The sequence below is a fragment of the Bacillus sp. AR13-1 genome (assembly GCF_008042285.1).
GTDB classification, from domain to species: Bacteria; Bacillota; Bacilli; order Bacillales; family Bacillaceae_G; genus Bacillus_A; species Bacillus_A mycoides.
This window is the reverse complement of sequence record NZ_QNUA01000034.1, coordinates 42,588-56,766: the sequence shown is the minus strand read 5'-3', so window position 1 is coordinate 56,766 and position 14,179 is coordinate 42,588. Positions and strand designations below refer to the sequence as shown.

Here is a 14,179-nt window from a genome sequence, read left to right as displayed (position 1 = left end):
AACAAAGGAAGGAATTAAATTATGTACAAGCACACTTTATGTTTTATAAAAAGAAATGAAGAAATACTTATGCTAAATAGAGAATATGATCCTGTAAAAGGATTATGGAATGGTGTAGGAGGGAAGATAGAAAAAGGAGAAACACCGTTAGAAAATGCAATTCGTGAAATAAAAGAAGAAACAAATATAGATGTTGAACAAAATCAAATTCAATTTAAAGGCATTATTAAATGGGAGGATTCCTCATATTCTGGTGGCATGTATGTCTATTTAGTAAAGCTACTTAATGAATTTACATATCACACTCCAAAAAAAGTCTCAGAAGGAATTCTAGATTGGAAAGAGGTATCTTGGATTCTAAGTGACTATAATTACGGCGTAGGAGAGATGATACCTAAATTTTTAACTGAAGTACTTTATAATGAATTAATATTAGAGCACTCTTGCGTTTTATCAAATCATAAATTAGTAGAGTATAAGAATAAAGAATTAGCTAAGCAGACCAGCCCAATAGATTCAATACATAAATTAGTGTAAGCAGTAACAGAAAATAGCTAATGTAGTCGAAGTGAAACTAAAGATAAAATTTAACGTGAGGGAGAGTATTTTAAATAGCAGGAAAGCAAATATAGTAAAGTAGTAATTAGGGGAGATTAGTATGTAATAGAAGGAGGAGCTCATGAAAAAAGGAAATCAATTATTTTGGATATATATAACTAGTATTACTATTATAATACCTTTAATTATTTACTTAGCATTGGCAGCCTCTAGCGAAAAAGATACTCTTACTCAAGTGAAAAAAGCTCCCAATATCCCATCGGCTATTCAAGATTCAAACGATATGGAAGACCCTACAGGATATTGGACAACAGAAAAGATGAAAAATGCAATTCCAGTAGATAAAACAAAGAATTTTAATAGATGAGTCATAAATGAATAAAAAGCGAACCATCAATATTAAATTGGTTCGCTTTTTATTATACTTACACTTCTCGCCACCAAGCAGCCGTAGGATAATCTTTAGATTGTAACGTAATAGCTTCACCGATTTGTGGCGTTGCAATATTAACCCCTAAACGATTTGCTTCTTTCGTAACACGTTCAATTGGATCACTCCATTCATGTAATGCTAGCGTAAAAGCACCCCAATGAATAGGAACAAGCAATTCTCCTTTAACGTCAATATGAGCTTGTACTGTTTCTTCTGGCAACATATGAATAGCAGACCATCTCGTATCGTACTGCCCGCATTCCATTAAAGTAAGATCGAATGGACCATATTTCTCACCAATTTCCTTAAAGTGAGGCGCATAACCGCTATCACCGCTAAAGAAGACTTTAGTTTCTTGACCAAGAATAAGCCATGAACACCATAAAGAACGATCTTTATCTGTCATACTTCGTCCAGAGAAATGCCTTGCAGGAGCGCAAACTAACTTAATATTATCAAACGTAATTTCATCCCACCAATTATGTTCACTAATTTTATTAGGTGAAACACCCCATTTAATAAGATAACGCGCAACTCCAATCGGGACATAAAAATGCTTCGCATAATCTTTTAACCGCATAATACTTTTGTAATTTAAATGATCATAGTGATTATGAGAAATGATAATCGCATCAATTTCTTGAAGTTCATCATGTTCTAAAGAAAAAGCACCACTATACCGCTTACTATTAAACACAGGAAATGGGGAAGAGGCATCTCCAAACATAGGGTCTAATAACAATTTTTTACCTTCTATTTTCAAAAGAGAAGCAGAGTGCCCAAACCATGTCACACTCTCTAAAGATTCATTATTTTTATTCGATAAAACAATAGGTAAATTCTTTACAGGACGTAGCTTTGTTTTCATTTTAAAGTAATCAGTCATTAAACCGATAATATCTTTCGGATTAAAACTTACATCAGTCGGAATTTGATTCATATATTTCTTTTTCATTAGTTCTCCTTTTTACGTTTAACAATATACGTATGTTGTTATTGTAGCTAATTGTAGTTTAAACGAAATCATTTTACCTTTCATCTTAAATGCAGTACATTTCATAAATTCTTCAAATTTATTATTTATATATAAAAAATAGAATTCATTTAGCAGCAGCTAAAACTAATATTATGTATTTGTGAATTGTTTTGTTTAAGTACATTCTTTCTTATAAACAACAAAGACCGTATGTTTCTTTATATGTTATAGAAGCAGATAGGTAACTAATTATCCACAGGAAGGAGAGTCTATAAATGCTAGAAGAAAGAAAAAAGAAGTCTAAATATAAACTATTAAATAGCAATAATTAAATAAAGAATTCTAGATAACCTTAGTATAGGTATCAACATAGCTATACTAAGGTTTTTTATTTGAAATCATTAAAGGATACTAATTTTTATTTATAGAACATAGTAAATACATAGGTTTTACAATTAAATTACTAAAAAAGAAGGTATTTTAAAATGCTTGCTAATTATACTCCGGAGAAAATACTTAAAACAACTTATGAGACAAAAATGATTTCATAAGTTGACAATTATCCAACTTTAAAAATAAGCGGAACAAACCTTCAATATTTACTTGTAATGCTCCATCTGGGCATAGAATCAAATACTATAAAAACGAAGCTAAATTGGACTAACGAGGAATTCGAAAAACAAATGCACGCATTAGAACTAGGAGGTTTATTGAATGAGACAGAAGGGAGTTACTATCCAACATGTATGGTTATAACAGCTAATGAAGGAGAAAAACTGTATAACCTATGTGAGCCTCTAATTAAAACTGCACTTAACATAATTGAAAAGCATTCTAATCAAATTGATGCTATGTCTAAAAGAATCGAGACATTTAATCATTTACCTAAAGAATCGTATAGTCTTTTACTATATAGTGGTGTGTTATTAGATTTTGGACAAATAATTAACATTGAGGAAAACTATTTAGAAACAGAACGGCCTTTGAGAAACAATAAAAGATATTATTATGCGATTATAGAACAAGAACAAACAGACAAAGAGTCCTTTGGAATGTATGGTAATACGTATTTGGATTTAGGAGAATATCAAATTGGTCTTTATGGAAACACTCGATATACAACTTTGAATTTAATAACTGCGAATAAAGAAACGTTTGAAGAAAATTTCACGATGCTATTACTGATATTAATTATACAAAAAACAATTAGTTAAAAATTTTGTAGCAGTAGATAGACAAGTAGACTTAAATTCAAATGTATTATACGAAAAATTAGGCTTATATAAAAATTCGCAATGAATTATCCCAGTGTTTAAAGCTAAAGATTTATCTATACTTAACGAAATCGCGAACACAATCAGTAAAGATTTGATCTTATTATGTAAAGAAAATGAGAAACCTTTAAAAGAATACTTTGCAAGCAGCAGATACGCAAAAGAAATAACTTACGAAGAATTTTTTATTTGGTGGTATCACTTTTTCTATACAAAAATAACTGAAGAATTAATAAAACAAGGCATAATTAGTATCAGCACTCAAGAAAATCAAACATATATAATCTATTAAATACCTAATTTTATAAATATAAGCAGCGTATTATAACTCCACATATGTAGCAGAAGGATATGTGAAAAATCATTTGTAAAATAGATATTCATCTAAAATCAAACATGAAGAAAATACGATATAAATAGGGGAGATGCACCTTGCAAAAGAAATTTATCAACCCGGAAACTATGCCAGCAACTTTTGGATACTCACATATTGTTGAGGTTAGTAACGCTACACGGACAATTTACATATCAGGACAAGTAGCGATTAATGTTGATGGTCATATAGTTGGGCATGGAGATTTAGGTACACAAACGCGCCAAGTATTTGAAAATATTAAAGTAGCATTAGAAGCTTCAGAATTAAATTTTAATGATGTAGTAAAATTAACATTTTTCTTAACAGATATTTCTCAAATGGCCATTGTTAGAGGTGTTCGAGATCAATACATTGATACTAAGAATCCACCAGCAAGTTCAGCTGTAGAAGTTAGAAAGTTAATTAACGATAACTTATTAATTGAAATCGAAGCAATTGCTGTAGCAAACTAATTTTAAAAACTTATTCTTAATCATGTCAACGCAATTCGTTCACTTTAAACGAATTGCGTTTTTTATTAACTAAAATATAAATTATACACGGAAACATTCTTATCAATAACACAACATAAATAACTTAAAAAACAAATAACCACACAATCTACAACACATTATGAACCAAATTAAAAAGGGGAGCCTAACAACCATAACTAATATATAATAGGTTTATTACTTTTTACTAGTTAACATAATATATATTATACGAAGTTATATAGAGTAAGTGTTTATCTGTATCAAAAACCAAGTAAACTATACTTAATGAGACGAAACGGGGATTTTTAATGAGATTCACATAAAATCTTATCTAAATGAATTTCTACAGTTTTTATCGTTTATTTTGCTATAAATTAATCACAGCAAATCTTAATCGATTAATTATCGTTTAACGAATCAAAAATAATTTTGATTAGCACGGAATTTTTTTATGCGAAATAAATTTTTCTATACAAATGATAAATTTCATTTTATGTTTTGCTTTATAGATTTATTGCTAATTACATATGTTTTATTATTTTATATTTTTGTTGTTATTTCTTTTATTTACGCTTGACTTTCATTGTATTCTTCATTCTAGTTAACATAACGTTTATTTTTAACGTAAAGAAATCCTCCTCACCTTCAGGAAGATTTCTTTTGCTAGTTAGTAATCCATTTATCTATTTTTAGTAACAATCCCAATTGTAAATAACATTGGAAAAATCTAGATTTAATAAATCGTCTTTCTTTATAAAGAAATTAGCAACACCAGAATCTCCCCACATAATATTTAATGAATCATCTGTATCGATTTGCAGCAATAATATATCATGTTGCTGGTATTTTTCTTCCCATTCCCTTGGATCTGTCTGTGTGAAAAATGGATAACCACCAATTTTATGCCCTTGATCTTTACATAAATCATCATACAGTTCGCCTAATTCTGTATTATTTTCTTCATCAACAATTTCTTCCCAATCAATTTCCTCACTAAACATCTTTTCAAATCGATAATCCCTTGATGTTACGGGCTGATAACCCAATTCAAACTTTAATTTCGCTGCTTCAGGTATGATAAAGTCCTCTAATTCTGAAGTGTTTAAATAACTAAAATCAGTAATAACCTTATTTAAATCTTCTATAATTGTAGAATGATAAATAATTCGAAAGTCTTTTTGGATTGTTGGATGATCAAAATCTGCTCCGTAAAGCTCATCTTCAGCACTTACGAAAAATTGTAGCATACCCTTTTGAGGCATATATTCAACATGCGGCATTTCTTCAAAGCTTAGCTGCGCAAGTAACATCATAGGTTGTCCATTTGAATCTTTAGGATGCTCTTGATCTATAGGTAAATACGGATAACCACCAAATTTACTCTCAAAAAGCGTTGTCTCTGCTAATGTTCCAGACGCTTTAATATAAGGTTTCACACTTTCTTCTAAAATACTACGATACTGCTCTAGTTCTTTCGGAATTTGAAGTTGATACGTATTCTTCATTACATTTACCTCCCCTTAATAATGAATTGAAAATGCCCTACTTAATTATATAGCAACAGATAACTTCATTGAAAATCGTTAAATATCCGTTTTAACCCTCATTTTTTGCGCACTTGGCGGACAAAGTAAATTATGTTCTGAGACCTTTTTATTAATAGTTGTAATTAACATAGCTGCTTCTACATTATCCGTTAGTTCTTTTAAATTTTCTTTTAGATGATCTATTTCCTTTGAAAGTTCAATCCACCTAGACAAAACATGATTATTTTTCAAAGTTCTATAAAGTTGCTTGTCAGGATTATACGAAAGATCTTTATCAAGATTAAGAGGTTTCCCTTTCCCAGGTAAATCATTAAACGCTCCTGTCTTTTCTGCCTGTTTAACGATAGAGCTAATATGATCCTCATACGTGAACGACCAAACTTTTTCATCTTTAACTAAAATTTCTTGTTTTTTAAGTTTTTTATCTAGCTCATCTTGATTCATAGATTCTCTCTCCTTTTTATTTTATAGTGTGGTTTTTGTATATTTTAATGCTTTCAACCCATCAAATAACTTTTCTCGCCACCAAACACCGTCATGACCACCTTGAAACTCTTCATAAGTAATTTGGTATCCTTTTTCTTTTAAAGCTTTATACAGGCGTCTATTAGCCGTTAAAAGAGGTTTGTTTTCAAGTTCTCCTGCTGCTATGTAAAAATGAGGTTGACTCGTATTAGAATCTATAGATGAAATTTGATTTTCAATCCAAGGAATTTGATTTTCATAACCATCCTTTTTCCAATGCACGGATCCAGACATTGACAACACGTTTCCGAAAACATGTGGATTTTGAAGCGCTGCATAAAAAGCTGCTAAGCCACCAAGACTTAAACCAGCAATTGTTGTATGATTCTTTTCTTGATATACGTGATACCTAGCTTGAATCCATGGAAGTAGTTCCTCCGTTAAAAATGTATTCATTTTATCGTTATAAGTTAGCTCTTCTAGTCGATCAACGGGTTCTATTGCAACAGCAATACAAGATGGGATTTCTTTTTCGTATATTAAATAATTGAGTGTTCTTGCGATTGAAAGGTTATTAATGAATGAATTCCCATCAAACACAATGAGAAGTTCTTGAAGATGTGAAGTGTGAGAATAGTCATGAGGCGTATAAATATAAATTTTACGTGTGTCATTTAAAATCGTACTATGAAAAGAATATGTTTCAATTTTTCCAGATGGATAATGATCTGAAGGAAAACGACTGCTATACTGTACTTCCATTCCTATGTTTAACACAGACGCTTTATTGGCATCTTCTCCAAATGTATTTTTATTAAATCGATCTAGTTGGTACTTTTCACTGCGCTTTATCCAATCATTTTCGAAAAAATCGTTTACTGAAAAATAGTACGTTGAAATAAAACTCTCATCCGTCCTAAACGTTACATACCAAATATCTGTCTGTAACAACCGTTGTAGTTGATTTACAGACAGATCCCAACCAGGAAAACTACCGAATACATAAACGTTTTCAGTTTTTTGATCCCCTAACCATATATACGTTATAAGCTTATACTGATTTTCTACAGGACATTGTTCTATTAGTGGCGTATTATTTGACTTTATTTCATGCAAAAAAGTAGAAATTGCTTCTCGTTTCCTTTTTTTAATTGATTATTAAGCTCCTCTAACTTAGGACTAATTATTGAAGTCACCCATCTGCCTCCTTTGTATTTCTTTCTTTTCACTAGATTGCTTTTATAAAATTTAGGATTAGTATGTTATGTATTTAGATGAGTTATTTATTTAGAAGGTTTATCAATTGCCTGAATAGAAAGTTCCAACGCTTTTATTCTTCTTTCTAAAAGTGTTCTTTGAGGACTACCAGCCTTAGACTTATCATAGGCTCTCTCAATTGATGGAAGCAAACCAGCAAGGATATTACAAGCTTCTGCTAACTCTTCTTGGCTATACCGATGACTTTCTTGATTCCACACGTTCTCTAACACTGCTAGCCCTATACAAACGGCTTTAAGCCTTTTTTTCACTAAGGTAGTATTTGCTCCCTTTTGAGTCATCTGTGAAAAAGCATTTTCAAGTTTACGAATTGTCGATTGTAAAGATTTTATTGATTCCAATTTATCTATATTTGACACGTTTTCCATGTTACTATTGTTCCTCCTGGCTTAACTTATTTAATACTGGATATAATAAGTACTTGATTTCACTCGAAATATTTTATCATAAATAACTAACTATATTCGAATTGGATAATGGATTAAAGGAAAACGGTATCTAAACGCCTCTCCCTCCTTTACATCATTCTATATGTACTTCTTTCTTCGTATTAGAATCCCTATATAAACAAGGTATTAAAATTGTATTTTTTATGAACAAAAAAACGCACAAGCAGCATAACTTGTACGTTTTTATTTTTATTCAGTAAGATAATACAGTAATAGTTTCCGGGCCTTCTCATAATTCATGAAATCTCTATACAAAATGGGATACTTCACAATTTCTGTTTCTATAAAACGATATTGCGGAAACCATTCAAAAAACGATTTCTTTAGCCACTTTATTTGATCAAACACAATCTCCTTTTCGTTGTTATTAAGTATGTAACTTAAAGTACCTGCTGTATGCATCCAATAATAATTTAAATCAGCGCTTATGCAATCATCTTCTGTAAACATATTATTAAAATCTTTTCGTATTTTTCGAAGGTCACAATTCGGAATCGGTTTAAGCAGCGGACTATGCATTTTCTGCAATTCATTAAAAATAACCTTTTTACCTAATAGCAACTTTCCACCCCTTTATTTCTCTATCCAATTTAATAATTTTTCATAATGATATTGAGCATCTGTATAGCCAAGATTATATAGGTTAACAAGTTTCTCTTTATTTCTTTCTATTCCGCTTATAGGAAGCTGTGCGCTTGGCTGAATTACATAAAAATTATCTTTTTGTTCGTTGTGATTCATATAAGATACAGTTTCATTATAAAAACGATAATGTTCTACTAAATGCTCTGCGATTTTTGGATATCTTCTATATAAAATTTTAGCTAGTCCAGAAAATTTATTACGCTGCTTCTCGTATCCTTCTGGCTTTGTCATTATAACAACGTTTTTTAAATAACCATCATTTTGCGCTTTAAAAACTGGAATAGGATCTAAAATTCCTCCATCTAACAATTTTCGATTATCATATTCTACAGCAGGTGCTATAAACGGCACAGAGCTTGATGCACGAATAATTTTTAAAATATCATTTCCATGTTCTGTTTTATTATAATAAACTGCCTGTCCTGATTCACAATCAGTCGTTCCGATTACAAACTGTTCATTTGAATTTAGGAATGTTTGAAAATCAAACGGTACAATTTTGTTTGGTACTTCATCAAATAAAAAATCCATTCCAAATAATTCACGTTTTTGAATTAAGTTTCGATAAGATATATATCTGTGATCTGCTACTAGCTCTGTATTCACTTTTTTATTTCTTCCTTTTTGACGTGACAAATATGTTGCTCCCATACACGCTCCGGCGGATACACCGACTACATACGGAAAGAATAAGTCCCTTTCCATAAAATATTCGAGTACTCCTGCAGTATATAATCCTTTCATTCCGCCGCCTTCTAATACTAAACCGATATTTTTCATGCTATATCCCTCTACTTCTGTTTTCTTAATTATATGTTAGCACAAGATTTTAGGATGAGGTTATATAAATTGGTTGCAATAATAACAAAAAACTATTGAAGCAATGTCATAATCTATTAGCCATTCGCATGGTACAATATAAGAAACTCATTCCACATATTATAAAGGAGGAATTTCATATGGGTTTATTTAGTGGTATTTTAGGAAATGCATCAAGTGCGAGTACAGAAAGCGTTGAACGTGATTTAGAAAAGATTATGCTAGACGATGAGAAAGTTGAGCATGCTTATAAATTAATTCGTGATTTAATCGTATTTACAAATCGTCGTCTTATTTTAGTAGATAAACAAGGAATATCAGGTAAAAAAACAGAGTATCATTCTATTCCTTATAAAAGCATTACACAATTTAGCATTGAAACAGCTGGGCATTTTGATTTAGATGCAGAGCTTAAAATTTGGGTATCTAGTATGGATGATCCAATTACGAAAGAATTTAAAGGTGACGATAGTATTTTAAGCATTCAAAAAGCGTTAGTAACATATACGACGAAATAACGCCTTTCCGTATATTTATTCATTATCGAAATTACTAACCCGAGTATTTTGGAAGAATATGCGTTGTTTTTGTATATTCAATCTAAAATAACATGAAAAGGTAAAGCGTATTTCAAATGCTTTACCTTTCTTTTTTGTAATAAATAAGTGTAGTTTTATCATTTAATTTCTTTATTACTTCTGTTCTTTTATACCCCATTTTTTCGTATAGAAAACAATTTCTTTCTTCTTCTAAAATCGTAGCAAGTTCAAAACTCCGTGCTTCTGGAAACATCTCTTCAATTAAAATAAGTACCTTCTTAGCGATTCCTTTCCCTTGATAGATTGGATGAATGAACATTGGACTGATCCAAAATTTATAAGGTCTTTCTTTTTGGGATATACATATCGCTCCAACAAGGTTCGAATCTATTATCATCTTATAAAAGTTGTTGCTCGGATTATTTATTCTTAAAATAGTTTTTTCAATAGATTCATTTGCTGGATTTGTTTCATAGTCTTTATATTTATTTAATAAAGGACTAAATGAGTCTATTTGCATTTGAAATAAAACTGCTGCATCAATTTCTGTCGCCTTCTCTAATGTTACCAATTTAAACGCTCTCTTAAAGAAGTAATATGAGCTGTATGATGACGACCGTGCCATGCATATAGTCCAATTGCAGCAGCAAGTTTTGTTTCTCCTGATTCAGGATGATTAAATGTCTTTTCTAAATCTGCCGGTTCTAAAGAATATAATAAGTTAATCCATCTTTTATGTAATGAATCTAGCATTACAAGTGAAACATCTACTGGTAATTTCGAGTCAGGTAGCTCTGCCCATTTTTCTTCTTTGTACGGTTTAATAGTTGGATTCTTTTCTGTCAGTGCTAATTTAAAGCGTATGTAGCTATTCATATGACTATCAACAACATGATGAACAACTTGGCGAACAGTCCATCCACCGACGCGATACGGTGTATCTAACTGCTTCTGATCTAAATCTTTTATCGCTCTTGCTAGTTCATTAGGTAAATCCTCTATTTCTTGAATCCATTTATCAATTATTTCTTCTGTAATAGTTCCTACGTAAGTAAATTGACCTATTGGATAACGTAAATCCTTCATGTACATGTCCCTCCCTATTATTTTTAACCCTTAGTAGTCCTCCAAATATAATGTACGAAATTTACGTTTTCTCCGTTTAAATCTACAGTAGTTGTCTCCGCTTGCTTTTCACGAGAAAATCCGTTCTTTTCTAATACAATTTGTGAAGCTATGTTATTTGTTGTTGTCATAGCATGTATTTCATTAATTTCATAGACTCTTGCTTGAGCCAAAATCAATTTTACAGATGATGCTGCAACTCCTTTTTTAGTAAACTTCTCTCCAACTCGGTAGCCTAACGACCCAATTCGTTTTTCCTTATCTACATCAACTAAATTGATACGTCCTACAATTTCTTTTTCTGTATTACGTATGAGATGAAAATAAGAAATCCCCTCAGTTTGTTCTTTTAATAGTTCGTCAAGTTGCTTTTGAAAGTATTCATACACGTAATAATTAGAGCCACGACTTGGTACCATTGTTTCAAAAAATGATTTGTTCGTGAGTTCAAAATTAAATAAATCTTCAGCGTCTTGATTCTTTAATTGTTCTATGTATATTTCCATCCCGTTTACCCCTTCTTGATTTACTAACTGTTATACATTCTTTTTTAAACGATAATTTTCCTGCTATTTCTTTCGTCTGAGTAATACAGTAAGTAATACTCTAGGATGAAAAAGATGAAATGGACTACGAATTAAGTTCATAACTCTGACTAACCGAATATAAATATCAGAATCACTTGCAGAAAGTTGATATATTTGTTTCGTATACCATTGCTGAAATTTTTGTTTCGTAGTTAATTCTTTCTGTAACTTAGGATGACGTGCTATCTCCGTTGTGGTCATTTCCCAAGGTGTTTTGATAATCATAGCAGTCTTCCTATAAAACTCTCGAGTTAATGTTTTATCAAGCCTTTTTCTCCCTTGAAGAATTAGTTGCAATTGGTGAGCTTCCATAGCTGCAACTGAAACACCTTGTCCGAAAACTGGATCAAAACGACAATGCGCATCTCCAACTACTAACAATCCTTCAGGCAAATTATTAACTAGATCAAATCGCCTGCGTACTTGATATGGAATTTTGTACGTTTTTATATCGGTAATCGCCTCAGATTTGTTTAGAAACTCTGTAACATTAGTGATTGATAGGTTTTCAGCAAAATCATAAAATTCATCATCTGTTTGCGGTGCTTTTTCATTCGCATATCCACTAAAAGTAACAAAATAACGATCATCTTCAATCGTTTGAATTAGAACACCATAAGGATTCTCAGGAAAACTTGGAGACATAAGCATATTACAGCAGTCTAATTTCTCTTTTTCTTTGAGCCTAAACATTCTAGTTGCGTAAAACAAATCAATTCTTACTTTCTCTTCTTGTACTTCGAAATTGTATTCTTGTAACCAATCTATACTTTTCGAACCAAATCCACTTGCATCAACAACAAGATCTGCATGAAATTCTTCTTTCATTCCTGTTTTCAAACATTTAGCTGTTATTCCATAGACTTTATTAAGTTTGTTATCTACTAGTAATCCTTCAACCAACATTTCATACTTCGAAGTAACATTTGAAACTTGTTCAATTCGTTTTTGAATATGCGATTCTAACAGCAGACGACTTTGTTGAATCATATTTATTTCGCCTTTGAAAGGCTGCTTCCATAGGCCGAACTGATGCCATTTTAAATCGCGAGTAAAGTTATTTACGATGCTACCTGCTTCAATTAATTCATTAGTAATGTTAGGAAACAACTCCTCAAGTGCTTCTTCGCCGCCTTTTAATAACACATGCGGATGATTACTTTGCGGAACTCTTTTTCGCGGACCATTTCCATCCCATTCTTCACCAGCTTCTACAATGATTACTTCTTCAAACGTATTTGATAAAGCCTTTGCGGCGAGTTTTCCTGCGATACTTCCACCAATAACAATAGCCTTAGTAAACATTTTTTCCCCCTTAATGAAAAGAGATCCTGTCGTGTATGAATGGAACAGGATCTTAACTAATAATTCCTTGATAATTATATTTAAAACACCTGTGTGAATTGCAACATTAAAATTAAAATACCTAATCCCCATACGTAATACGCGAATACTTTTAAAGAATGACGTTTTAAATATTGAATCATCCATGAAACTGCTATGTAACCAAAGAACGCTGCTGATAATGTTCCGACAATTAGTGATGTACTAGAAATAGATTCAGCTTTCCCTTGAAAAACATCTGCAAATTGCAAGATGATAGCTCCGACAATAGCTGGTGTTGATAATAAAAAGGAAAAGTACGCCGCTGTTTCGCGGTCTAACTTTCTCCATAATGCAGCGACAATTGTCATTCCAGAACGGGAAATTGCTGGAAATATAGCTACTGCTTGAAATGAACCAATTATGAATGCATCTTTATATGTAATATCATTCATTTTTTTACGACCGTTCTTTTGTTTATCGGCCATATAAAGAAATAAACCCGTCACTAAAAACTCCCAACCTATTGTTATACCTGTTTTTGAAATATCTTCAAAAAAGTCTTTAAATAATAAGCCGATTACAACCGCAGGTATCGTCCCGACAATAAGTAATAGCATAAGCTTTGAAAATGGATTTTTTATTAAATAAATAAATTCTTTTCTATAATAAATAAACACCGCAAGTAACGTCCCTATATGCAGCATCGTATCTAAAAACAAACCTGCCTCATCTAACTGAAAAATATGTCGCCCTAAATATAGGTGACCTGTACTGCTTATAGGTAAAAACTCTGTCAGCCCTTGAATAATTCCTAAAATAAAAGCTTCTAGCCAATTCATGATGATCTCCTTTCTCATTTGCTTGTACCAATATATGATGCTTTAATTTTTGTTATGAAAGAAAATATATTTCTCTTGGGGATTTACTTTAACCTTTATTTAGAAGTTATGGATTGCGATAAAGATGGATATATATGTAAAAAAGGAGGGTTTACATGGAGAAACACACAAAATTAGGCAACATATTACTTTGGATTGGACCAATTCTTGTGTTCTTAGGCTTATGTATGACAAATGTAATTACAGACATACCTTTCTTCGAAGGAAAGCATAAAACTTTTGGAATTATTATGTTATTTATAGGGGTACTTTGTTTAATTACCGCTCATTACTTTAAAATACGAAAAAATTCTGCCGATTAAATAATCTATTCCCTTATAAGGAGGAACAAATGCGAGGAAAATCATTACGGACAAAAATTACAAAGCTATATAAATAAAAACAATCCTAGTGTATGTACTAGGATTGTT

At 31.4% G+C, this 14,179-nt stretch carries 16 protein-coding genes and 2 pseudogenes; 6 read left to right on the top strand and 12 right to left on the bottom strand.

The features are described from left to right. The first annotated feature begins 21 nt into the window (after positions 1-21). Together DN408_RS21935 and DN408_RS21930 are read left to right on the top strand one after the other, a co-directional pair. Positions 22-537, top strand: a complete 516-nt coding sequence (locus DN408_RS21935) for an NUDIX hydrolase (protein ID WP_003189593.1) — start codon at positions 22-24, stop codon at positions 535-537. Between the two features lie 142 nt (positions 538-679). Then, positions 680-925 carry a hypothetical protein gene (locus DN408_RS21930; RefSeq protein ID WP_002127608.1) on the top strand — a complete coding sequence of 82 codons (246 nt, stop codon included), beginning with the start codon at positions 680-682 and terminating at the stop codon, positions 923-925. 58 nt (positions 926-983) lie between these two features. On the opposite strand, the gene DN408_RS21925 is transcribed toward DN408_RS21930, so the two are convergent. Beyond that, on the bottom strand, positions 984-1,946 hold the full coding sequence (locus DN408_RS21925; protein ID WP_002127606.1) for an MBL fold metallo-hydrolase: 963 nt from the start codon (positions 1,944-1,946) through the stop codon (positions 984-986). A 629-nt stretch (positions 1,947-2,575) separates the two neighbouring features. Here DN408_RS21925 and DN408_RS32190 point away from each other — a divergent pair. Both DN408_RS32190 and DN408_RS21915 read left to right on the top strand, forming a co-directional pair. Then, positions 2,576-3,533 (top strand): annotated as a pseudogene (locus tag DN408_RS32190) (hypothetical protein). A gap of 140 nt (positions 3,534-3,673) precedes the next feature. Then, positions 3,674-4,069: a RidA family protein gene (locus DN408_RS21915; RefSeq protein WP_002127604.1), complete on the top strand. Its 396-nt coding sequence runs from the start codon at positions 3,674-3,676 to the stop codon at positions 4,067-4,069. A 710-nt stretch (positions 4,070-4,779) separates the two neighbouring features. Here DN408_RS21915 and DN408_RS21910 read toward each other — a convergent pair. The 6 genes and pseudogenes from DN408_RS21910 to DN408_RS21885 form a co-directional block, all read right to left on the bottom strand. Then, positions 4,780-5,595: a YwqG family protein gene (locus DN408_RS21910; RefSeq protein WP_078179059.1), complete on the bottom strand. Its 816-nt coding sequence runs from the start codon at positions 5,593-5,595 to the stop codon at positions 4,780-4,782. 78 nt (positions 5,596-5,673) lie between these two features. Continuing rightward, positions 5,674-6,081 carry a DnaJ family domain-containing protein gene (locus tag DN408_RS21905; protein ID WP_050000460.1) on the bottom strand — a complete coding sequence of 136 codons (408 nt, stop codon included), beginning with the start codon at positions 6,079-6,081 and terminating at the stop codon, positions 5,674-5,676. Positions 6,082-6,102: 21 nt separating this feature from the next. Then, a pseudogene (locus tag DN408_RS21900) lies at positions 6,103-7,298 on the bottom strand (alpha/beta hydrolase-fold protein). An 87-nt stretch (positions 7,299-7,385) separates the two neighbouring features. Then, complete coding sequence (locus tag DN408_RS21895) at positions 7,386-7,748, bottom strand: hypothetical protein (protein ID WP_078179061.1); 363 nt, start codon at positions 7,746-7,748, stop codon at positions 7,386-7,388. A 270-nt stretch (positions 7,749-8,018) separates the two neighbouring features. Further along, positions 8,019-8,390, bottom strand: coding sequence for a YxiJ-like family protein (locus DN408_RS21890; protein ID WP_078179062.1), 372 nt, complete (start codon positions 8,388-8,390; stop codon positions 8,019-8,021). Between the two features lie 12 nt (positions 8,391-8,402). After that, entirely contained in the window at positions 8,403-9,254 is an 852-nt protein-coding gene (locus DN408_RS21885) for a patatin-like phospholipase family protein (RefSeq protein ID WP_078179063.1), read from the bottom strand. A gap of 179 nt (positions 9,255-9,433) precedes the next feature. On the opposite strand from DN408_RS21885, the gene DN408_RS21880 reads away from it, so the two are divergent. After that, a complete protein-coding gene (locus tag DN408_RS21880; RefSeq protein WP_002065713.1) occupies positions 9,434-9,811 on the top strand; it encodes a PH domain-containing protein in 378 nt (125 codons plus the stop codon). A 121-nt stretch (positions 9,812-9,932) separates the two neighbouring features. Here DN408_RS21880 and DN408_RS21875 read toward each other — a convergent pair whose 3' ends face one another. The 5 genes from DN408_RS21875 to DN408_RS21855 all read right to left on the bottom strand — a co-directional run bounded on the left by DN408_RS21875 (position 9,933) and on the right by DN408_RS21855 (position 13,709). Then, positions 9,933-10,457 carry a GNAT family N-acetyltransferase gene (locus DN408_RS21875; RefSeq protein ID WP_002085328.1) on the bottom strand — a complete coding sequence of 175 codons (525 nt, stop codon included), beginning with the start codon at positions 10,455-10,457 and terminating at the stop codon, positions 9,933-9,935. Then, on the bottom strand, positions 10,397-10,918 hold the full coding sequence (locus DN408_RS21870) for a YfiT family bacillithiol transferase (RefSeq protein ID WP_002013255.1): 522 nt from the start codon (positions 10,916-10,918) through the stop codon (positions 10,397-10,399). Before DN408_RS21870 ends, DN408_RS21875 begins: the two co-directional genes overlap by 61 nt. Before the next feature lie 23 nt (positions 10,919-10,941). Then, a complete protein-coding gene (locus DN408_RS21865; RefSeq protein ID WP_050000463.1) occupies positions 10,942-11,463 on the bottom strand; it encodes a GNAT family N-acetyltransferase in 522 nt (173 codons plus the stop codon). Positions 11,464-11,526: 63 nt separating this feature from the next. Further along, a complete protein-coding gene (locus DN408_RS21860; RefSeq protein ID WP_002013257.1) occupies positions 11,527-12,849 on the bottom strand; it encodes an FAD-dependent oxidoreductase in 1,323 nt (440 codons plus the stop codon). An 80-nt stretch (positions 12,850-12,929) separates the two neighbouring features. Next, positions 12,930-13,709 carry an undecaprenyl-diphosphate phosphatase gene (locus tag DN408_RS21855; RefSeq protein WP_002013258.1) on the bottom strand — a complete coding sequence of 260 codons (780 nt, stop codon included), beginning with the start codon at positions 13,707-13,709 and terminating at the stop codon, positions 12,930-12,932. Between the two features lie 155 nt (positions 13,710-13,864). On the opposite strand from DN408_RS21855, the gene DN408_RS21850 reads away from it, so the two are divergent. Beyond that, positions 13,865-14,071 carry a hypothetical protein gene (locus tag DN408_RS21850; RefSeq protein WP_016127054.1) on the top strand — a complete coding sequence of 69 codons (207 nt, stop codon included), beginning with the start codon at positions 13,865-13,867 and terminating at the stop codon, positions 14,069-14,071. Positions 14,072-14,179 lie beyond the last annotated feature (108 nt).